The 20,053-nt window shown below is 58.1% G+C and carries 17 protein-coding genes; 13 read left to right on the forward strand and 4 right to left on the reverse strand.

Going from position 1 to position 20,053, the window contains the following annotated elements; genetic code table 11:
* Position 1: 1 nt before the first annotated feature.
* Both GGD46_RS09965 and GGD46_RS09970 read right to left on the reverse strand, forming a co-directional pair.
* Complete coding sequence (locus GGD46_RS09965) at positions 2-1,150, reverse strand: amino acid ABC transporter permease (RefSeq protein ID WP_184703586.1); 1,149 nt, start codon at positions 1,148-1,150, stop codon at positions 2-4.
* A gap of 167 nt (positions 1,151-1,317) precedes the next feature.
* On the reverse strand, positions 1,318-2,346 hold the full coding sequence (locus GGD46_RS09970) for an amino acid ABC transporter substrate-binding protein (RefSeq protein WP_184703587.1): 1,029 nt from the start codon (positions 2,344-2,346) through the stop codon (positions 1,318-1,320).
* Between the two features lie 492 nt (positions 2,347-2,838).
* On the opposite strand from GGD46_RS09970, the gene GGD46_RS09975 reads away from it, so the two are divergent.
* The 7 genes from GGD46_RS09975 to GGD46_RS10005 all read left to right on the forward strand — a co-directional run bounded on the left by GGD46_RS09975 (position 2,839) and on the right by GGD46_RS10005 (position 9,904).
* Positions 2,839-3,609, forward strand: a complete 771-nt coding sequence (locus tag GGD46_RS09975) for a GGDEF domain-containing protein (RefSeq protein ID WP_246806256.1) — start codon at positions 2,839-2,841, stop codon at positions 3,607-3,609.
* Positions 3,610-3,927: 318 nt separating this feature from the next.
* Positions 3,928-4,200 (forward strand): hypothetical protein, encoded by a 273-nt coding sequence (locus GGD46_RS09980; RefSeq protein WP_184703588.1) that lies wholly within the window; start codon positions 3,928-3,930, stop codon positions 4,198-4,200.
* A 207-nt stretch (positions 4,201-4,407) separates the two neighbouring features.
* Entirely contained in the window at positions 4,408-5,412 is a 1,005-nt protein-coding gene (locus GGD46_RS09985) for a LacI family DNA-binding transcriptional regulator (RefSeq protein WP_184703589.1), read from the forward strand.
* A 59-nt stretch (positions 5,413-5,471) separates the two neighbouring features.
* On the forward strand, positions 5,472-6,824 hold the full coding sequence (locus tag GGD46_RS09990; RefSeq protein WP_184703590.1) for a sugar ABC transporter substrate-binding protein: 1,353 nt from the start codon (positions 5,472-5,474) through the stop codon (positions 6,822-6,824).
* 63 nt (positions 6,825-6,887) lie between these two features.
* Positions 6,888-7,832 carry a carbohydrate ABC transporter permease gene (locus tag GGD46_RS09995; RefSeq protein WP_184703591.1) on the forward strand — a complete coding sequence of 315 codons (945 nt, stop codon included), beginning with the start codon at positions 6,888-6,890 and terminating at the stop codon, positions 7,830-7,832.
* Positions 7,822-8,670, forward strand: a complete 849-nt coding sequence (locus GGD46_RS10000; RefSeq protein ID WP_184703592.1) for a carbohydrate ABC transporter permease — start codon at positions 7,822-7,824, stop codon at positions 8,668-8,670. Before GGD46_RS09995 ends, GGD46_RS10000 begins: the two co-directional genes overlap by 11 nt.
* Positions 8,671-8,698: 28 nt before the next feature.
* Positions 8,699-9,904 (forward strand): glycoside hydrolase family 172 protein, encoded by a 1,206-nt coding sequence (locus GGD46_RS10005; protein ID WP_184703593.1) that lies wholly within the window; start codon positions 8,699-8,701, stop codon positions 9,902-9,904.
* A gap of 22 nt (positions 9,905-9,926) precedes the next feature.
* Here the strand turns inward: GGD46_RS10005 and GGD46_RS10010 are convergent, their stop codons facing one another.
* Complete coding sequence (locus GGD46_RS10010) at positions 9,927-12,251, reverse strand: transketolase-like TK C-terminal-containing protein (RefSeq protein ID WP_409527674.1); 2,325 nt, start codon at positions 12,249-12,251, stop codon at positions 9,927-9,929.
* Positions 12,252-12,465: 214 nt separating this feature from the next.
* On the opposite strand from GGD46_RS10010, the gene GGD46_RS10015 reads away from it, so the two are divergent.
* The gene (locus GGD46_RS10015; RefSeq protein ID WP_184703595.1) at positions 12,466-12,960 is read left to right on the forward strand and encodes an Lrp/AsnC family transcriptional regulator; all 495 of its coding nucleotides are present in this window, start codon (positions 12,466-12,468) and stop codon (positions 12,958-12,960) included.
* A gap of 64 nt (positions 12,961-13,024) precedes the next feature.
* Here GGD46_RS10015 and GGD46_RS10020 read toward each other — a convergent pair whose 3' ends face one another.
* A complete protein-coding gene (locus GGD46_RS10020; protein ID WP_184703596.1) occupies positions 13,025-13,465 on the reverse strand; it encodes an Lrp/AsnC family transcriptional regulator in 441 nt (146 codons plus the stop codon).
* A gap of 160 nt (positions 13,466-13,625) precedes the next feature.
* Here GGD46_RS10020 and GGD46_RS10025 point away from each other — a divergent pair, with 160 nt between their 5' ends.
* The 5 genes from GGD46_RS10025 to GGD46_RS10045 all read left to right on the forward strand — a co-directional run bounded on the left by GGD46_RS10025 (position 13,626) and on the right by GGD46_RS10045 (position 19,970).
* Positions 13,626-16,673: an aminotransferase class III-fold pyridoxal phosphate-dependent enzyme gene (locus GGD46_RS10025; protein WP_184703597.1), complete on the forward strand. Its 3,048-nt coding sequence runs from the start codon at positions 13,626-13,628 to the stop codon at positions 16,671-16,673.
* Between the two features lie 361 nt (positions 16,674-17,034).
* Complete coding sequence (locus tag GGD46_RS10030; RefSeq protein WP_184703598.1) at positions 17,035-17,823, forward strand: ABC transporter substrate-binding protein; 789 nt, start codon at positions 17,035-17,037, stop codon at positions 17,821-17,823.
* Positions 17,824-17,888: 65 nt separating this feature from the next.
* Positions 17,889-18,536 carry an amino acid ABC transporter permease gene (locus tag GGD46_RS10035; protein ID WP_184703599.1) on the forward strand — a complete coding sequence of 216 codons (648 nt, stop codon included), beginning with the start codon at positions 17,889-17,891 and terminating at the stop codon, positions 18,534-18,536.
* A 10-nt stretch (positions 18,537-18,546) separates the two neighbouring features.
* Positions 18,547-19,206, forward strand: a complete 660-nt coding sequence (locus tag GGD46_RS10040) for an amino acid ABC transporter permease (RefSeq protein WP_184703600.1) — start codon at positions 18,547-18,549, stop codon at positions 19,204-19,206.
* Entirely contained in the window at positions 19,203-19,970 is a 768-nt protein-coding gene (locus tag GGD46_RS10045; RefSeq protein ID WP_281414630.1) for an amino acid ABC transporter ATP-binding protein, read from the forward strand. Before GGD46_RS10040 ends, GGD46_RS10045 begins: the two co-directional genes overlap by 4 nt.
* Positions 19,971-20,053: the final 83 nt, after the last annotated feature.

The following is a 20,053-nucleotide window of genomic DNA, read 5'->3' on the forward strand; positions in this document are numbered from 1 at the left end:
GTCAGCGCTCCTTCAACGCCATGCGGGCATTGTACCAGTTCATCAGAAGTGAAATTGCAATGGAAAGGCCGAGATAGACCCCCATGAACATAGCTATCGTTTCCATGGCCTGCCCGGTCTGGTTCATGATGGTATTGGACACCATAACGAGATCCGGATAGCCGATGGCAATTGCAAGCGAACTGTTCTTGAACACCGTCAGATAAATGTTGGTAAGCGGAGGGATCATGATCCGCAGCGCTTGGGGAAGGATGATCAAGCGCAGTGCGGTGCCGCGTGAAAGTCCAAGGGCCATGGAAGCTTCCCATTGCCCCTTATTGATAGCCTGAATACCAGCGCGCACGATCTCGGCAACGTTGGCCGATACGTTCAGCGCAAGGCCAACGAGAAGCGCGACGAATTCCGGTCGTATCTGAAGGCCGCCACTTAGGCGGAAGCGACCCTGCTGAGGAAGATCCCAACTCAGATCGATCCCGTATAGAAGCCAAACCAGCAGGAGCGGAGTGATGGCCAATGCAATTGCAATCAACCCACCATGATTCGATTGGCCGCGTGCAAGACGGCGGCGCAAGGCCGCGCGATAGGTCAGGAAGCCTATTACCAAGCCGGTGGCAACTGCGAGCAGCGGAGCAGTGAAACCGTTAGCTGCCGATACCGCTGGAATAGCAAGTCCGCTATTGGAAAGATATACGCTTGGCGCAATTGCCAGCGCTGCGCGCACCGGCGGCAGAACATTTATGATAAGAGCATACCAGAATAACAGATAGAGCAGCAAAGGGACGTTGCGCATCACTTCGATGTAGGCAAGCATCACGCGCTGCAGCAACGGATTGTGTGACATGCGTCCGATGCCCACGAGCAAGCCGATCAAGGTGCCGAGGATGGCCGCCAGAAGGGAAACCTTTACCGTATTTGCTACGCCGGCCAACAATGCGCGCGCGACGGTGTCCGTCGGCTCATAAGCGATCGCGGTCTCGCTGATAACGAATCCGGCCTGTCGTGACAGGTAACCGAAGCCGGTTGCAATATCCTGCTTGGCCAGGTTCTGACTGGCCGTCGTAAACATCGACCACGCGAGGATGACGACGAATACGACTGCCAGGCATTGATAGAATAGCGCGCGATACCGCACGTCATGAAGCAAAGCCATGCGTTCTTCCGGTACATTCGAGAGCGGGGGATGTCCCGTATTCGGCATCCGAATACGGGATTGATTTCCTTAGAGCGTTTCCGACCGGCTTTGAGCCGTGAAACGCTCTATCGTCTTGGTTATACGCATTCCAGATGGAAAGCGGCTGTGCATCTTCCCGAAAAGGCTTAGCGGAAGGGCGGTGCGTAAAGCAGGCCCCCAGCATTCCAGGGCATGTTCGGGCCACGGGTCAGGCCGAGCTTGGTCTTTTCCCCGAGGTTGCGATCGAAGATCTCAGCATAGTTGCCGACCGACTTGATGATGTTGTAGCCCCATTTCTTGTCTAGCTTGAGCATCGGCCCGAGCTCGTCCGTCACGCCGAGCATGCGCTGGATTTCCTGGTCGTCGCTTTTCAGCTTTTCGTCGACATTGGCCTGGGTAATGCCCTTTTCTTCCGCTGCCATCACCATCCATTCGGACCAGGATACGATGTCGTGCCAGTTTGAATCATTTTGACGAACGGCAGGAGCAAGCGGCTCCTTCGAGATGGTCTCGGGAAGAATGACATAATCATTCGGGTTGTTGGCAACCGCACGGATTGAGGCGAGGTCTGAGCGGTCGGACGAGATGGCTTCACAGCGGCCGCCGAAGAAGGCGGCGCGATTTTCGTCGGGGCTTTCGAACACGACCATCTCGAATTTGGCACCCTGCGCCTTGAAGAAATCGGTGAGGTTCTGCGCCGTGGTCGTTCCCGGCAGGGTGCAGATTGCAGCGTCCTTCAGTTCCTTGGCGCTAGTGATCCCCAGTGATTTCGGAACCATCAGGCCCTGACCGTCGAAGAACACATAAGGGCCGAAGTCGAGACCGAGCGATGCATCGCGAGAAAAGGTCAATGTCGTCTGCCGGGACAGAATATCGATCTCCCCGGACTGGAGCGCCTGGAAGCGCGTGTTGATATTCGTGGGAATGAACTCGACTTTGTCGCCGTTACCAAACACTGCAGCTGCGACGGCACGGCAGATATCGGCATCGAAGCCTTCCATCCGACCTTTGTCGTCAGGCGCTGCAAAGCCTGGATTGGCGATGGATACCCCACATACCACCTTGCCGCGCTGCCTGACCGTGTCGAGCGTATCGGCTCGAGAAATAGATGGTGCTAGCGCACCGAAGGTCGCGAGCACGCAAGCGACGCCTGCCCACAAGATCTCACGTCTCATTAAATTCCTCCCATTTTCTCATTCGGTGCAACGCCGCGCTCCTCCGCTTGGCTTATTTTGCACACATAATTGTCTACAATAAAAGAATACCCATAACAACTAGATGTTTCGAAATTGATCGTTCATTGTCATGTGGTGCAGGTTTGGCGGCACTGCAGAACCAATCTGGCTGAATGCAAAAACTCTTGGATGCAAGAACGAGGCCAAACTGAAGAATATTGTGTACAATATTTTGAGGCCGACGCTCTCAAACCCATGTCGAGCCTCGCAAGCGATCTGATCGGTTGCTCGAGCGTCGGATTGCGCATCGATAGGAGCGGCCAACAAGCCTTGCAGTTCGAAGCCGTCAAGCGGTTGTCATTGGCGGTGATGAAAACAGCTCGCGCGGGCGGCCTATCCGGCCTCGCCGGCGTGCAGGGTGCCGATACATAGGTTTTTACCCATTCATGTAGAGGATCTTAAGGAAATCGTCGCTATTGGACCTCAGTGCCAATGAACCGCCGGTCTTCTATGCGTGTTGTCCTGATCAAAGCCGTTCTGAGCGGTCTGCTGTCTCTTATGGCCTCGCTGGCGATCTGCTTTAGCATCGTTCCCCTTCTCGGCGGCCAGGTCGATGGTGCCGGCTTGCTGATGGCGATCGTCTGTCCCCTGACGATCGCCATTCCGGTATCGGCTGTGCATTTTCATCAAGCGGAGAAGCTGCGGCGGGCCGAGGCTAGCGCTGCGAACGCATTGGTCCGATTGGCCAGGATCTATGAAGAGTTGCGCGTGCAGTCACGGTTGGACGGGCTGACCGGCATTCCCAATCGTCAGACCTTTCAGAAGGAACTGGCGGATATCAGCAAGATGGGCACGCCTGGAGGGTTGCTGTTTCTTGACCTTGATCATTTCAAGTCGATCAACGACCGATATGGGCATGCAATCGGCGACGAGGTGCTGCGAAAGGTTGGGCAATTGCTAAGCAGCCGTTGCGGGCCGGGCGATCTGACCGGGCGTCTCGGAGGTGAGGAATTCGTGCTTTTCTTCGGCGACCTCGCCGTCGGAGATATGTTCGAACGCTGCGAGGAAATCAGGCTCGCTGTCGCGCGGCTGGATGTTCGGGCGTCGACGGGAGCGACTGTGCGCGTTTCAGTCAGTATCGGCGCGGTCTATTGCGAAGCAAGTTTCGATGCGGAAGGCTGCCTTGGTGACGCAGACAGGAACCTCTATGCGGCGAAAGCGGGTGGTCGAAATACCGTCGCGCTTGCCGGTTCGGACTTATGACGGACTGAGGGTTTGATCCTGAAAGCCAGGCGATGCCGCTTCAAATCCCTTGGCATCACCGGCATGTTCCGATCGCATCCAGCCGGCCCATCCTGTTGAAGCTTGCCAATCCCGTGTAAAACCGAAATGGCATGCCGATTTGGCTGTCCAATCGTGTATGTCTTGGGAAAATCCTCGTTGAGAGCAAGCAGTGATTGCGGCTTGTCGGTCGATTGCATTTATGGTGGTGCCGAGGTTACAATTTTGAAAGTTGTGCGCCGACGGGTTTAGTGAGGCATGATGAGTGGCATTCTGAAGCTGGTTGCGGCCGGCGCCTTTATGGTGCTGCTGGCCAGCGGTGCGTTAAATGGATGGCCGCTTGATACAGAGCGTCAGGCGGATGGCTTGCAGAAGCAGATGACCGATTGCGATCGCAATATCGACGTTTTGATGCGCTTTCGAAATGGCGAAGCCGGAACGGAAAAGTTGGATCGCAAGGTGGTTGAGGGCAGAGTCAAGACATGCCTCGGCGAACTCAAAAACTACTTCTATGTTACGGTCGCCAGAACAAAGCTCAAGGCGAGAGGCGTTTCCACCTTTTCCGGCTTTTAGTCTGGATGCCGGCATTGCTGCAAAGTCACGGAGCACGAGATGCTCTGGCCTGGGATGCAGCAACAGCTAGCGCTGCGAGACAACCTGCCATCTGAAATGAAGTCTGGCATTGCTTTCCAGCGCATGCGTGTTCATCAGCTGATCTTATGTGTAAATCGATTTGCAAAACAATTTGCAAATCGATTCATAATCTCCTAGCTTGCCCGTATGACCACGATCGCCAAAGTTGCCAAGCATGCGGGAGTGTCGCCGACCACTGTGTCGCATGTGTTGAATCATGCCGATCGGGTCTCGGCGGATCTGCGCAAGCGCGTGCTGGAAGCGATCGCCGAGCTGGGTTACGTGCCGAACCCGATGGCGCAAAGCCTTCGGACGGGCCGTACCAATCTTGTCGCCATGCTGATCCCGGATATTCGCAACCCGTTCTATCCGGAAATGGTCCAGGCCGCGCAGTCCGATCTTGAAGCTCTCGGGCTCGACCTGTTGATCTTCAACACCGACGTTCCAGGCGGGCACTCGCAGGAGCACGGCGAGCACTATCTTCGCCAGATCCGCAACCGCCGGATCGACGGGCTGATTGTCGGTGATTTCGCGCTGCACGGCATGCATGACGCACTTCTCGAAATAGACCTTCCGACCGTGTTCATCGGCGATCTACCCAATCAGGCCGTCGACAGCGTTAAGATCGATGACTTCGGCGGCGGTTACCAAATGGGAGCCTATCTGGCCAAGAAGGGGCATCGCCGGATAGCGCATCTGACCGGCCCTTCGTTCTTTGCCGAAGCCATGGCGCGCGCTGCCGGTTTCGAACAGGGGCTGCGCGACAATGGCGTCGAGCCGCTGGCTGAGTTGCGGCGCGAGGGAAGCTATCTCGGCCCGTCAGGCGAGGAAGCGGTGGATTGGCTTCTCGCGACATATCGCGATGATCTGCCATCGGTGATCTTCTTTGGAAATTACCTGATGGCAGCAGGTGCGCTCGCCGCCTTCTTCGATCGCGGCGTCAGCGTGCCCAAGGATATCGGCGTTGCCGTCTTCGGCGATCAGCCGCAGCTGGAATATGTGCGGCCGCGGATCACCAGGGTCGGCAACACGCCATCGCTGTTAGCTCATCGTGCCACCGAGTTGCTGCTCGAAAGGCTCTCCGGAGCCTATGCGGGGCCACCGCGCTCCGAAGTCATTCCGTGCAATCTGCACGCCTTCGATACCGCATGATTTGACTGACGCCACGCGGGAGGAGCTGCCGTGGCGCGTTGATAAAATGGGAGGTAGTCATGACAGGTAAGGACAAGTCTATTGCCGCAATCACCCGGCGTGGCGTGCTTAAGGCAGGCGCCACCATTGCAATCGGGGGTGCTGCCGGATTGAGCGGATTTCCCTATTTGAACCGCATGGCGGTTCGGGCACAAAGCGCGCCGCTGAAGTTCTGGCAGTTCTACGCGCCGGGCGGCGCGGTGCAGAGCCAGGTCGACTGGTTCGAAAGGGCCGTGGCCGCCTGGAACGATAGCCATCCGCAGAAGGTCGAGCTCGAATATGTGCCCAATGCGGAATACATAAACGGCCCAAAGCTTGCGACCGCCTTCGCCTCAGGCGAAGGGCCGGATGTCTTCCTCATCTCGCCGGGCGATTTTCTGCGTTATTACAATGGCGGTGTTCTGCAGGATCTGACGCCGCATATCGACGCCAAGGCTGATTTCCCCGAAAGCGTGATCGCCAACCGGATGGTCGACGGCAAGATCTACGGCATTCCGATGGAAGTCGAGCCGATGGCGATGTACTACTCCGTTAAGGCCTTCGAAGAGGCGAAGCTGAATGAGAATGATGTCCCCAAAACATGGGCGGAATTGCTCGAACTCGCCAAAAAGCTGACGACGCCGAAGCGCTTCGGCGTGCTGTTTGAGACCCAGCCGGGCTACTATCAAAACTTCACCTGGTATCCCTTCCTCTGGCAAGGCGGCGGCGAATTCCAGACGAAGGACGGCAAGAGCGCCTTCGATTCACCCGCCACGGTACAGGCGCTGAAACTCTGGCAGGATGCGATCAAGTCGGGCGCCGCCCCACGGCAGGTCATGGGCACTGGCGCAAATGACACCGTCGCCAATCTTGCTTCGGATTACTGCGCCATCCAGAATGTCGGCATCTGGGGTATCTCGCAACTGCAGAGCAATGCCAAGGATTTCAAGTATGGCGTCTTTCGCCTGCCGACGCCGCCCAACGGCAAGTATGTCACCGTTGGCGGTGGCTGGGCTTTCGTGGCCAATGCGAAAGGCAAAAATCCGGATGCAGCTGCACAGTTTTGCGCCTGGGCGCTTGCTTCGAAGGACGCGGCTTCCGTTCAGCGGGTGGCCGACTGGTGCACCAAGGGCAAGTCCGACATGCCGCCACGCGAAAGCGCGCTTGCCGCAGGCGGTGACGCGTTCAAGACAGGCATGATCGGCAAGTTTGCCGCTGACGTTCACCCAGGTACGCGCGCCGAGCCGCGCCTGCCGCCGGAGGTCTACAAGATCATCTCCGATGCGATCCAGCAGACACAACTCGGTGGTGCCGATCCGCAGGCGACCGCGACCTCTGCCTCGCAGCAGCTCGACGCGTTTCTTGGCTCCTATAGCGGCGCACCAATCCTCTAGGAGGAACCGCCGACCGCCGTGGCAATCGGCTTCGGCGGCCGTTTCCTATTTCGGGATGAGATCATGACGACAATTGTGGATGTAGCGGAAAACCGTGCCAACGGAGAGCGCAAAGGGCTTTCCGCTCGCCATCGTGAATGGATTGCGGGATATCTTTTCGTGCTGCCTGACGCGCTTGGCCTCTTCCTTTTCCTCGGCGTGCCGATGCTTCTGTCGCTGGTGTTGAGCGTCTACGAAGTCAACGGATTTGGCGGTTACAGTTTCGTCGGCGCCAAGAACTATATCCGCATTTGGCATGACCCGTTGTTCTGGAAGGGGGCGAGGGTGACGGCCCTCTATGCTGTCATGCTCGTGCCCTCCCTCTTTGTCGCTGGCCTGGGGCTGGCGCTTCTCGTGCAGCAGACCAATCGCTTCAATGCCGTCATCCGCTCAATGTTTTTCGCGCCGAACATGGTGAGCCTCGTGGTCGTCGCCCTCGTCTGGCAATTCATGGTCATCGACAAGATCGGGGTCGTCGGCCAAACGATGGCGAGCCTCGGTCTCAACTCGATTTCCTTCCTTGGCGATCCGAATTTCGCGTTGATCACTGTCGTCCTCGTCAGTGTCTGGTTCCTGATGGGCTTCTACATGCTGATCTTCCTGGGTGGCCTGCAGGACATTCCAAAGGAATATTACGAGGCGGCGATGATCGACGGTGCCGGGTCGGTGAAGCGCTTCCGGTACATCACGCTGCCGCTTCTGAAGCCCACCAGCTTTTTCGTTCTCATGGTGTCGATGGTCGCTGCCGTGGCCGGTGCGCAGGCCTTCGACATCATCTACGTCATGACCAAAGGCGGTCCGGCAAATTCAACGGCCGTACTGATTGTCTACATCTATCAGCAGGCATTCTCCTTTGGCGCGTTCGGCTACGCTGCGGCGATGTCATCGATCCTGGTGATTGCGCTCATGGCTGTTACCGCCATTTTCTTTGCCGTCACGCGCGGAGGGCGTTTCGACCATGCGGAATGATCCATCCAATACCTACGTCACGCGATCGCAGGTAACGCTGGTGCGGTGTCTGTGGATGCTCATCGCTGCCATATTGGCGCTGATGACACTTTTCCCATTGCTCTGGATGGTCTCTATCGCCTTCAAGCCGGCAGCTGAATCTTTTTCATCGGTGCTCATCCCAGAAGCGCCGACGTTTGATAATTTCATCTACGTGCTGACCGGCGTACCGTTTATTCGCTATATGCTCAATAGCTTCTTCGTCTCGGCAACAGTGACAGTTGTAGCTCTCTTCTTCCACACCATGGCTGGATATGCGCTCGCTCGACTGCGATTTCCTGGGCGAGAAATCATATTCCTCTCGATATTTTCAACCTTCCTTGTCTCGCTCCCTGTCGTGATTGTGCCGCTCTTCATCATTGTCAAGGCGATGGGCATGATCAATTCCTATGCGGGACTGATCGTGCCGGCGATCTTCAATGCTTTCGGTATCTTCCTGCTGCGACAATATTATCTCTCGTTACCGCGCGAGATAGAGGAGGCTGCGGTGATCGATGGTGCCAGCTATTGGCGCATCTATTGGAGCATCATCCTGCCTTTGAGTCGCCCGATGATGTCGGCTCTCGCCATTTTGTTCTTCCTTGCCAACTGGAATTCTTTCCTCTGGCCGCTCACCATCACCTCCAATCCCAACCTCTGGATGGTGCAGGTCGGTATCGCCAACTTCAAAAGCCAATATTCGGCATCCTGGAACTACATGATGGCCGCCTCTACCATCGTCGCCATTCCTACCCTCATCCTCTTCGTGATTTTCCAGCGGCAGATCATGGATTCGCTGAAGACCAGCGGCCTGAAATAGCCGCCTTCATCCAAGACAGGAGACCTTCATGAACAATCTCGGCCTTTCACCCCTGCGCGGGCTGGCAAAACTGCGCGAGGCAAAAACGCGACGGTTTTCGAGTTACGATCGTACCGGCGGCAATGATGATCGTTTCCACATCGAGCCGGGCAAGACCGAGGTGATCGCCGAACACAAAGGAGCGGGCATCATCACTCATATATGGGCGACGCTTGCCTGCGAGAGCGAGAACTTCCTGCGCAAGATCGTACTTCGCGCCTATTGGGATGGTGAGACGGAACCCAGCATTGAAACCCCGATCGGTGATTTCTTCGGTATGGGCCATGGCCGCACCGCAAATTATGCCAGCCTGCCGATGCAGGCGAGCCCGGAGGACGGCAAGGCGTTCAACTGCTATTTTCCGATGCCGTTCGGATCGCACATGAAGCTGACAGTGACGAACGAGGCCGATCACGACCTGCTGTTTTACTATTATGTCGATCTTGAACTACACGAAAAGCTGGAAGAGGGAATGGGCCGCTTCCATGCACAATACCGGCAATCGCGGCCGCAGGGCATGAGCGAAGTAGGCCTTACCAATGAGGAATATCTCTTCGGCGGCGAGAATGTCGACGGCAAGGAGAATTACACGATCTTGGAGGCCGAGGGTCGGGGCCACTATGTCGGCGTTCTCTACAGCGTCTATTCGCGGCGCCGCTCCGATGTATGGGACTGGTATGGTGAGGGCGATGACATGATCTTCATCGATGGCGAGCAAGGGCTTTCCGTGTCCGATACGGTGCGGAAGCCCGAACCGCGCATCGGGCCGAAAGCGGCTTTGATCGATCCTCGGGCTGAGACCTCACCCGGCGCCAATGATGCCTGGCCACCGACGCTGCACGGAACCGGGACGGAGGATTATTTCAACACGGCGTGGTGCCCGACCCAGGAATATAGCGCACCCTATCACGGCATCATCGCCGCCGGCGGCCCGAACTGGACCGAGCCGGTGACGCTATACCGCTGGCATATCGAGGATCCGGCCATTTTTCAGGAGCATATTCGGGTGACGATCGAGCATGGCCACGCCAATCGCCGTTCCGACGATATTTCCTCGGTCGCCTTCTGGTATCAGGCCGAGCCGCATAAGCCGTTCGGTGCCCTTCCAGGCGTTACCGAGCGCGTTCCGACTTTTCGCCGGCCGTTCAGGGAGATGGACATCGCCGTGAAAAAAGCCAGGGGTGATCCCGGCTGATTTCACGGGCGTCGGCACAGCGTCAGGCTGCGCTTACTCCGAACGGTATGGCGGCTTCGCTACGCGTCAGGGCTTCGGCCGTTTCGATAATGGCGTGCGTGTCGATGCCGAAATGCGCATAGAGGTCGGCGATCGTGCCGGTCTGACCGAAATGCTCGACGCCGAGCGACACGGTTTTATGACCATGAACCGAGCCGAGCCAACCAAGCGTTGCCGGGTGGCCGTCTGTAACGGTGATCAGGTTAGCCGCGCGGGAAACATTGCCGAGCACCGCTTCGATGTGGCTGTGGGCGCCGAGATGCCCGTGGCGACGGGCACGTTGCGCCGCTGTCCAGCCGGCATTCAGTCGATCGGCGGAGGTGACAGCCAACACTGCTACGTCGCCATAGGTTTCGGCCATGCTCCCTGCCGCCATCAATACCTCCGGCGCGATGCAGCCCTGATAGGCAAGCACGATGCGGGTGCGGGCTGAAGGCTTGCGCAGCCAGTAGGCTCCGTCGATCACGCCCTGCCGGAAGGCGGCGTCCTCGCGCCGCAGGGCTATCTGCTCCAACGGCCTCGTCGTCAGGCGCAGATAGATCGAGCCGCCGGTTTCGTCGCGAAGCCAGGTGCGCGGATCGTGTGTCGCGTCGCCATCACGCTGCATGTAGTCGAACGCCCAGTCCATGATGACGGACAATTCGTCGAGATAGGCCGGTTCGAAGCTTGCCAATCCGTCCTGGCTCATGCCGATGAGCTGTGATCCGATTGATTGATGCGCGCCGCCTTCGGGTGCGAGCGTTACGCCCGACGGCGTGCCGACGATCATGAAGCGTGCGTCCTGATAGCAGGCATAGTTCAGCGCATCGAGGCCGCGGGCCACGAACGGGTCGTAGACGGTACCGATCGGCAGCAGCCGCTCGCCGAATAGTGAGTGCGAGAGGCCGGCGGCCCCGAGCAGCAAGAAGAGGTTCATCTCGGCAATGCCGAGCTCGATATGCTGGCCGGCCGGGCCGAACTCCCATTTCTGCGTTGAGGGAACGCGCTCGTCGCGGAATGTGTCGGGCAATTGTTCACGGGCAAAAAGACCTCGGCGGTTGACCCAGGGGCCGAGATTGGTCGAGACCGTGACATCGGGTGCGGTCGTGACGATGCGTGCGGAAATAGGATCGTCGCGTTGCGCCAGCGCGTCGAGAATCTTGCCGAAGCCGGCCTGCGTCGACAATTCGCGATCGTCGAGGAAAATCGGCCCGACCGACGGCAGCGTGGGCGCGCTGAAGCGCCGCCTGCCTTCGGCGAAGAAGGGAACAGTCTTTAGGAAGTTGTGCACCCGCTCGGGCGAGCGGATCGCGCCGAATTTCTCCCATTCCTCCCCATGCTTGACCCCGATGCGGGTCTGGAAGGATTCCATCTGTGCCTTGGTCATCAGGCCGGCATGATTGTCCTTGTGGCCTGCCAGTGGCGTGCCCCAGCCCTTGATCGTGTAGGCCAGGAACACCGTCGGCCGGTCATGGTCGATGCTTTCAAAAGTGCGGGTCAGCGTCTCGATGCAATGGCCGCCGAGATTATTCATGAGGTCTGAGAGTTGCTCATCGCTTCGCGCAGCAAGAAGCTCGGTAACTCCGGCTTCGCCGCCGATTTCGTCGCTGAGCCGCTTGCGCCATGCGCCGCCGCCCTGGAAGGTCAGCGCGGAATAGAGCTGGTTGGGGCAACGGTCGATCCAGCCGCGCAGCGCCTCGCCGCCGGGCTCCTTGAAAGCGGAGTGCTGGAGTGCGCCATATTTCAGCACCTTCACATCCCAGCCGAAGGCGGTGAAGATGCCCTCGATACGCTGCCACAGTCCCTCGCGCACCACGCCATCGAGGCTCTGGCGGTTATAGTCGATCACCCACCAGGTGTTACGCAGATCGTGCTTCCAGCCTTCCTGCAGGCATTCATAGATATTTCCCTCGTCCAGTTCGGCATCACCCACCAGGGCGATCATCCGCCCCGCCGGGCGATCCTTCGACCACGACTTGGCGGCGATATAGTCCTGCACGATCGAAGCAAAGGCGGTAATCGCAACGCCGAGGCCGACGGAGCCGGTGGAAAAATCGACGTCGTCGATGTCCTTGGTGCGGCTCGGATAGGACTGCGCGCCGCCGAAGCCACGGAAATTCTGCAGCTTTTCCTGCGTCTGATTGCCCATCAGATACTGGATACCGTGAAAGACGGGCGAGGCATGCGGCTTGACGGCGACGCGATCCTCCGGCCGCAAGACATGGAAGTAGAGCGCCGTCATGATCGAGACCAGAGACGCGGACGAGGCCTGGTGCCCACCGACCTTCACCTCGCCCTTTTCGCGCAGATGATTGGCATTGTGGATCATCCAGCATGCGTGCCAAAGAGCCTGGCGCTCCAAATCCTTCAGGCATTCCAGCTTTGCTGGCGTCAAGGACGCTCCTCTCATCGTCGACTCTCTCCCTCATGTGTGACTTTTCCGAAATGCTACACCTGAATTCGAGGTAAAATTGGTCTCAGTTGACCTAATCTTGGGAAAATGCGAAATCTCCTTTCGAAAAATAATCAGTTGCCGGTTAAACATGCCTACACCAAAATCTTCGCTCGATACCGCCACCATTCGAATCCTCGATCTGTTGCAGCAGAATGCCGAAATGAGCATTTCCGAACTAGCGGAAGCGACCGGCCTTTCGGCCTCGCCCTGCTGGCGGCGTGTCAACGATCTGAAGGAGAGTGGCGTCATCAAAGGGTCGGTGGCGCTGGTCGATGCGCCAGCGCTTGGACTGGCGGTCAACGTCTTCGTACAGGTCTCGCTAAAGCAGCAGGACCGGGAATCGCTCGACGTGTTCAACGCCGCCATCAAGACCAAACCGGAAATCGTCGAGTGCTATCTTATGACGGGGGAGGCAGACTATATGCTGCGGGTCGTGGTCGAGGACCTGATGAAGTTCCAGGCGCTCGTCGTCGATTTCCTTACCCGCATTCCGGGCGTTGCCAATATCCGCTCGAGCTTCGCGCTCAGCCAGATCAAATATACGACGGCGCTGCCGACCGACCATCTGAAGAGCAAATCGTAGCGCGTTGAAACCAGATAGCTGTGCCGATTTCATTCAGGGAAAATGACAGCTGAGATTATTCGGATTATCGCGACTCGCGGTCGATATCCCGCCTCAGCACCACCGCGGTTGTGATGTCTTCAACGGTCTCGTGGCTGGCGATCAAGTCGCGGACCTGGTTGAGGTCGTTGATCGATGCCGCCTCCAGTTCGACGACCAGATCGAGCTGACCGCTCACCGACGAAACGCGCTTTACCTCGGTGTGTCGTGCGAGCAGGTCAAGTAGGTGGAGCGCCGGTGTGCGCTTGAGGCTGACGAGAAGGATCGCGCGAATGACGTTCGCGTCGATCTCGCCAATGTCGGCGCGATAGCCTCGAATGACGCCGCTGCGCTCGAGGTTGGTAACGCGTTCGCTCGTTGCGCTTCTCGACAGGCCGATCCGCCCGGCCAGGGCCTTGACCGCGATGCGCGCTTCCCTCGACAGGATTTCGAGTATTTCCCGATCTTTGGCGTCAAGGTCACGCATGGTCTTCTCGCTTTGAGGCCGGACATCTGTCGGCATATTCCGACAGTGTGCCGGTTCTATCCGACAGGATACTTGCTTGATCCGGCAGGATACTTGATGCCTGAAAACCAATTGCATGCCAAGCTATCGGAAAGAAAAATAGCTTGGAAAAACAACAACTATGACTGATCTCTCCCATCCGGCTCCTCAACTGTCCGCAGGCGATGCCGAGAGGCTCGCCAAGGAAATATTCGGCGTCACGGCCAAGGCCTCGCCGCTCGACAGCGAGCGCGACCGCAACTATCGATTGAAGACGGAGGCCGATGCCGGCTGGATCCTGAAGATCGTCAACTCCAGCGAACCGAGGATCGAAAGCGAGTTTCAGACTGCTCTTCTCAATCATCTTGCCGCCGCCAATTCGGAGCTTGTGGTTCCGCATCTGAAGCCCAGTCTCTCCGGCGACTTTCTGGCCTCCACGACGGCTCCGAATGGCGAGACCCATGCCTTGCGCCTGGTCGGCTGGCTGGTCGGGACGCCGCTTGCCGAGGTCGGCAGAACGATCGATTTGATGCGCAGCCTCGGCCGTTCGCTCGGGGAACTTGATCGGGCGCTGCAGGGCTTCATTCATCCAGGCGCCCTGCGCGAACTGGATTGGGATCTGCGCCATGCGGCGCGGGCGCGGTCTCGCCTGCATTTTGTCCGCGACGAAGCAAGGCGGGCAATCCTCGAACGCTTTATCGAGCGCTTTGAAACTCTCGTCGAGCCCAAGCTCTCGCGGTTGCGCGCGCAGGTCATCCACAATGATGCCAACGACTGGAATGTGCTGGTCGACGAGCACAACAATCAGAGAATTTCGGGTGTTATCGATTTCGGCGATGCCGTCCACACCGTTCTCGTCGCCGAAGTGGCCATTGCCTGCGCCTACTCGATCCTGGATATGGAGGATCCGATCGGTGCGGCTGCGGCTCTCGCCGCCGGATTCCATGAGAAATATCCGCTGCAGTCCGAAGAGATCGACATCCTGTTCGACCTCATCGCTATGCGTCTGGTGACGAGTGTCACCTTCTCCGCTTCCCGCCACGACCAGACCGACGACAATCCCTATCTGGCGATCAGCGAAGCGCCGGCATGGCGTCTGCTTGAGAAGATGGATGCCATGAATCCGCGCTTTGCCACTGCCGTTTTGCGCAAGGCATGCGGTTTCGATGCAGTCGACGGAGCCGGCGCGGTCCGCCGTTGGATCGCCGACAACAGCAAGAGCTTTGCCGATATCGTCCGCCCGGCGGCCGCCACGATGAGCAAGGCGATCGTCCCTTATGGCGACGCGTCGCATGTCATGACCGTGGCATCGGCGGAACAACGCCCGCAGGAAGCGACCAAATGGTGGACGGACTTTGCCAAGCAGCACAAGATAGAACTCGGCGTCGGTTCCTGGGGTGAGAAGAGAACCGTTTATACGGACAAGGCCTTTGAATCGCGGTTCATCGAGGGCAAGCGACGCATCCATCATCTCGGCGTCGATCTGTTCATGCCTGCCGGAACACCACTTTACACTCCCGTGGCAGGTATTGTCAGAAGTGTCGAGATCGAACACGAACCGCTTGGCTATGGCGGCCTTATCGCGCTCGAACATGCCCCCGAAGGCTGCCCGACCTTCGTTACGCTTTGGGGTCACATGGCGCATGAAGCGCTCGGCCGACTGAAGCCCGGCCAACGCCTGGAAGCCGGTGATCTCGTCGGCTATATGGGCGATATTCACGAAAACGGCGGCTGGACTCCTCATCTGCACTTCCAGATTTCGACCGACACCGCGCTGACGGCGACGGAGATTCTGGGCGTCGGTGAATCCGCCTATCTCGACGTCTGGGCCGAACTTTTCCCGGACGCGTCGGCTCTTGCCGGTCTGCCACCCGAGACTTTCACTCGGGATGGTCGGACGAGAGAGGAATTGATCGCCAAGCGCAAGGAATTGCTGCTGCCCAATCTTTCCATCTCTTATTCCGAGCCGATCAAGTTCGTCCGCGGCGATGGTGTCTGGCTGATCGACAATTACGGCAGGGCCTATCTCGATTGCTTCAACAACGTCTGCCATCTCGGACACGCGCATCCCGATGTCGTCGAAGCGCTGTCCCGTCAGGCCGGGCTGCTCAATACCAATACACGCTACCTGCACGATAACATCGTCGAGTATGCGGAGCGCCTGACCGCGACATTGCCTGAGGGCTTGTCGGTTGCGTCCTTTGCCTGCTCGGGGAGCGAGGCCAACAGCCTGATGCTTCGCATGGCGCGCAACCACACCGGACGCAACGACGCGATCGTCGTCGACTGGGCCTATCATGGCACGACGCAGGAGCTGATCGATCTCAGTCCGTACAAGTACAAGCGCAAGGGCGGCAAGGGACGTCCGGAGCATGTCCATGAAGCGGTCATTCCGGATAGCTATCGTGCTCCGGAGGAGTGGCCGGCCGAAGAACATGGCAAGCGTTTTGCCGAAAGCGTTGCCGAACAGATCGAAAGCATGCGCAAGAAGGGGCGGGCTCCCGCATTCTTCATGGCTGAATCGATCCCGAGTGTTGCCGGTCAGGTCTTCTTTCCCGATGGATATCTGAAGGAAGTCTATGCCATGGTGCGTTCGGCGGGCGGTCTTTGCCTTGCCGATGAAGTGCAGGTCGGCTTCGGCCGCGTCGGCAGCCATTGGTGGGCTTTCGAAACTCAGGGCGTGGTTCCAGACGTCGTGTCTATGGGCAAGCCGATCGGTAATGGCCACCCGATGTCCGCGATCGTCACGACACGCGAGCTTGCGGACAGCTTCAACAACGGGATGGAGTATTTCAACACCTTTGCCGGTAATCCCGTGTCCTGCGCCGTAGGGTTGGCGGTCCTTGACGTGATCGAGCGGGACAAGTTGCGCGAGAATGCCTTCAATGTCGGCAACTACCTGCTCGATGGCTTCCGCAAGATGCAGGATCGCTTCGACATCATCGGCGACGTGCGCGGCCTTGGCCTCTTCCTCGGGATAGAGCTGGTCACCGACCGCAAGACAAAGGTGCCTGCAACGGATCTCGCGCGAAAGATCAATGACGGCGCGAGAGAGCGCGGCATCCTGATGGGAACCGAAGGGCCGCACGACAACGTCCTGAAGATGCGCCCATCCATGATCTTCAGCCAGGCAAACGCCGATCATCTGCTCGATGTTTTGAGTGCAAGCTTCGAAGCCGCACTGAGATAGTTTGTAGCACATCGGCAGGCCATCAAAAAGGCCGCACCCCCGCTCCAGCAATGGTCGGGGGTGCGGCCTTTTACGTTTCAGGTGGCCAAGCGCAGACCTTGTCGCTACCGCTTCGGCCGTGCGATCGGCTGCATCGAAATATGTGGGGACCTCCATTTTGCGCGGCCCATCTCGTCTGCTCTCGGCTGACGATGGCACCGCGAAAATCACCGGCCGACACAATGCCGGTCAGTTCCGGCAATGTGTCAGGTACGCTGACACCTTGCTTGGTGCTTGCCAAAAATGGCTATGCAAAACTCTGATGGTGAAGGTTGCTGGGAAACCGACAAAACGAAACAAAATACCAACAGAGGAAACTGACGTGTTCAAACACAAACTTACAAATCTGATCGCTGCGGCGGCCGTTGCGATCACGGCGACATTTTCCCTATCGCATGCTCGTGCTGACGAGTTGGCGACGCTGAAGGACTCTGGCGAACTGCGCGTCGCTATGAGCGGCCAGTATCCGCCGTTTAGCTTCACGAACGATCAGAACCAGGTCGTCGGTTTCGACGCGTCGATCGGCGAGGCCATTGCCGAGCGTCTGGGCGTCAAGGCCAAAATCATCACGACGCCCTTTGACGGGATCATCGCAGGCCTCCTGGCGAAAAAGTACGACGCCGTCGTCGCGTCGATGACCATCACGCCGGAGCGCGAAAAGGCCGTAGACTTCGTCGGCCCTTACTATCACGCCGGCAGAGCGATCGTCGTGAAGGCAGATTCCTCCATCCAGAAGCTGGAAGACCTCAACGGTAAGATCGTCGGCGTCACGCTCGGCGACGCGCATGAAAAGTGGGCGAAGGCCCAGGGCAACCTGACGGTCCGCTCCTACAAGGGCCTTCCCGAAATGCTCGTCGATCTCGACGCCGGCCGCATCAACGCTCTCGTGATGGACAGCGTTCCGGTCATGGTCGCCGTCAAGGAAACCGGCCAGAAGATCCGCATTCTCGATACGCCGAACATCGAAGGCGGCCGTGTCGCTCTTGGTATCGCGATCCGCAAGAACAATCCGGAACTCAAGGCAAAGATGCAGAAGGTTCTCGAGGACATGCTCGCCGACGGCGCATATGAAAAGATCTCGATGAAATGGATCGGTAGCGATATTCGCTAACTGGCATTTCGGTGTGGGTCGGATATGTCTCCGGCCCATTCACTATGACTTTTCGGAGCGTTTCTATGGATTTGGCGCTAATGCAGCGCGTCCTCCCGTTTTTTCTGGAGGCCGCGTGGGTGACATTGAGTATTTCCGTCCTCGCTATCCTGCTTGGCTTCTGCATCGCAGTTATCCTGGTAGCGGGCCGGCTGTCGGATTTCTTCGTCGCTCGATGGTTTTCGCGGGCTTATGTTAGTGTGTTTCGAGGTACGCCCTGTCTCGTGCAACTGTTCGTCCTTTATTTCGGCGGCCCGCAAATCGGGCTGGAACTTGAGCCATATTCGGCCGGCGTCATTGGTCTTGCCCTCAACATCGGCGCCTATATGGCCGAGTCCATTCGCGGCGCCATCATCAATGTCGATCGCGGGCAGGCAGAAGCAGCGCGTTCGATCGGTTTCGGTCGCGGCCAAACGCTGTGGCTGGTGACCCTGCCGCAGGCGGCGCGCCTGATGATCAGGCCGCTCGGCGTGAATGCCGTTGCCTTGATCAAGGGATCGGCTCTGGTATCGACGATTTCGGTTATCGAGCTCACCTATACTGCTCAGCGCTTCATCAGCTCGACTTACAAGCCCTTCGAAATCTTCGCTGTATCCGCCGCGATTTACATCGTGATGGTCTACGCGGTTCGGTTCCTCGTCGATCGCCTCGATCAGCATTTCGCGCCAAGGTGAGGATGCCCATATGCAAAATCTCGATTTCAGCGTCGTAACGCCCTATTTCGGTCTTCTGATGACCGGTCTCTGGTGGACGCTTATCATGTTCGTCTGTTCGAGTGTGGTCAGCCTTGTGTTCGGCATAGCCTTTGCGCTGATCGTCCTCTACGCGCCCCCGATAACAGCTTTTCCTATACGGTTCCTCACCTGGCTTTTCATGGGAACGCCGCTCCTGCTGCAATTGTATCTGATCTACTACGGGCTCGTGCAGATCGGCATCGATATTCCCGCTGTTGGCGCCGGCATTATCGGCCTCAGCCTGCATTTCGCCGTCTACAACGCCGATGTCTTCCGCGCCGGCATCCTGTCGGTCGATCCCGGCCAGATGGAAGGCGCGCGTTCGATCGGTCTCAGCCGCGGCCAGGCTCAACGCTACATCATCGTGCCACAGGCGCTCCGCAAGACGATCGCGCCGATTGGCAACAATCTGATCGTGCTGCTCAAGGACACCTCGCTTGTTTCGATCATCGGTATCGCCGAGCTCGTCTACAGCGCGCAGATCGCCATCAGCGAAACCTATACGCCCTTCGAATTTTATCTAACCATTGCAGGTATTTACTACGTGGCAAACCTCGTCCTCGAAGCCGGATTGCAATTTCTTGAAAACAAGGTGGAGATGTCCCGATGAGCGCCGCAAAGCCCATGGTCGAAGTCAAGGGTGCCCGCAAGGCATATGGGGCGCTCGAAGTGCTCAAAGGGATCGATCTGTCGGTCTCGCGCGGGCAGATTATCGCCATCATCGGCCCGAGCGGTTCAGGCAAAAGCACGCTTCTGCGGTCGATCAATCATCTCGAAGTGCTGAACGGCGGCGAGGTCTGGCTCGATGGCGAGCTGGTCAATCGTCGGCTGAAGGGAAATGCATTCGAACGGCACATCAACGCCGTGCGCCAGCAGATGGGCATGGTGTTCCAGCATTTCAATCTGTTTCCGCATCTGACCGTCCTTGAGAATATCACGCTCGGTCCCGTCAAGCTGAAGGGCCTTTCGAAGCCGGCCGCGCGGGAACTGGCGGTGGAGCTGCTGTCCAAGGTCGGGCTTGCCGACAAGATCGACGCCTATCCGTCGCGGCTGTCCGGCGGCCAGAAGCAACGAGTCGCGATCGCGCGTGCGCTGGCCATGCAGCCGAAGGTGATGCTCTTCGACGAAGCGACATCGGCCCTGGACCCAGAGCTGGTCGACGAGGTCAACGCCGTCATGAAGCAGCTTGCCGCCGAGCACATGACGATGCTGATCGTTACCCACGAAATGCGCTTTGCCGGCGAAGTGGCCGATCGCATCGTCTTCATGGATGGCGGCGTGGTCGTCGAGGAAGGCGCGCCGCAACAGATCCTGCAGAACCCGAACCATGACAGAACCCGGTCGTTCCTGAAAAAGCACCTTCACGATCGATAGGATGCATCCGGCCTGATCGGCTTGGAAATGCATTTATATCACCCATGTCAGGATTTGTGACGATCCGCTCTCTTTTGCGGATC

It is taken from the genome of Martinezella lusitana (assembly GCF_014207095.1).
Lineage (GTDB): Bacteria > Pseudomonadota > Alphaproteobacteria > Rhizobiales > Rhizobiaceae > Rhizobium > Rhizobium lusitanum_B.

What these genes read in the sequence shown, in the direction of transcription:
- GGD46_RS09975 (WP_246806256.1), top strand. Translation starts at nt 2,839, where the DNA reads ATGAACCGCCGGTCTTCTATGCGTGTTGTCCTGATCAAAGCCGTTCTG.
- GGD46_RS10020 (WP_184703596.1), bottom strand. Translation starts at nt 13,465, where the DNA reads ATGCGTGACCTTGACGCCAAAGATCGGGAAATACTCGAAATCCTGTCG.
- GGD46_RS10040 (WP_184703600.1), top strand. Translation starts at nt 18,547, where the DNA reads ATGCAAAATCTCGATTTCAGCGTCGTAACGCCCTATTTCGGTCTTCTG.
- GGD46_RS10015 (WP_184703595.1), top strand. Translation starts at nt 12,466, where the DNA reads ATGCCTACACCAAAATCTTCGCTCGATACCGCCACCATTCGAATCCTC.
- GGD46_RS09985 (WP_184703589.1), top strand. Translation starts at nt 4,408, where the DNA reads ATGACCACGATCGCCAAAGTTGCCAAGCATGCGGGAGTGTCGCCGACC.
- GGD46_RS10000 (WP_184703592.1), top strand. Translation starts at nt 7,822, where the DNA reads ATGCGGAATGATCCATCCAATACCTACGTCACGCGATCGCAGGTAACG.
- GGD46_RS09965 (WP_184703586.1), bottom strand. Translation starts at nt 1,150, where the DNA reads ATGGCTTTGCTTCATGACGTGCGGTATCGCGCGCTATTCTATCAATGC.
- GGD46_RS09980 (WP_184703588.1), top strand. Translation starts at nt 3,928, where the DNA reads ATGGTGCTGCTGGCCAGCGGTGCGTTAAATGGATGGCCGCTTGATACA.
- GGD46_RS10035 (WP_184703599.1), top strand. Translation starts at nt 17,889, where the DNA reads ATGGATTTGGCGCTAATGCAGCGCGTCCTCCCGTTTTTTCTGGAGGCC.
- GGD46_RS09970 (WP_184703587.1), bottom strand. Translation starts at nt 2,346, where the DNA reads ATGAGACGTGAGATCTTGTGGGCAGGCGTCGCTTGCGTGCTCGCGACC.
- GGD46_RS10025 (WP_184703597.1), top strand. Translation starts at nt 13,626, where the DNA reads ATGACTGATCTCTCCCATCCGGCTCCTCAACTGTCCGCAGGCGATGCC.
- GGD46_RS10045 (WP_281414630.1), top strand. Translation starts at nt 19,203, where the DNA reads ATGAGCGCCGCAAAGCCCATGGTCGAAGTCAAGGGTGCCCGCAAGGCA.
- GGD46_RS09990 (WP_184703590.1), top strand. Translation starts at nt 5,472, where the DNA reads ATGACAGGTAAGGACAAGTCTATTGCCGCAATCACCCGGCGTGGCGTG.
- GGD46_RS09995 (WP_184703591.1), top strand. Translation starts at nt 6,888, where the DNA reads ATGACGACAATTGTGGATGTAGCGGAAAACCGTGCCAACGGAGAGCGC.
- GGD46_RS10005 (WP_184703593.1), top strand. Translation starts at nt 8,699, where the DNA reads ATGAACAATCTCGGCCTTTCACCCCTGCGCGGGCTGGCAAAACTGCGC.
- GGD46_RS10010 (WP_409527674.1), bottom strand. Translation starts at nt 12,251, where the DNA reads ATGATCCACAATGCCAATCATCTGCGCGAAAAGGGCGAGGTGAAGGTC.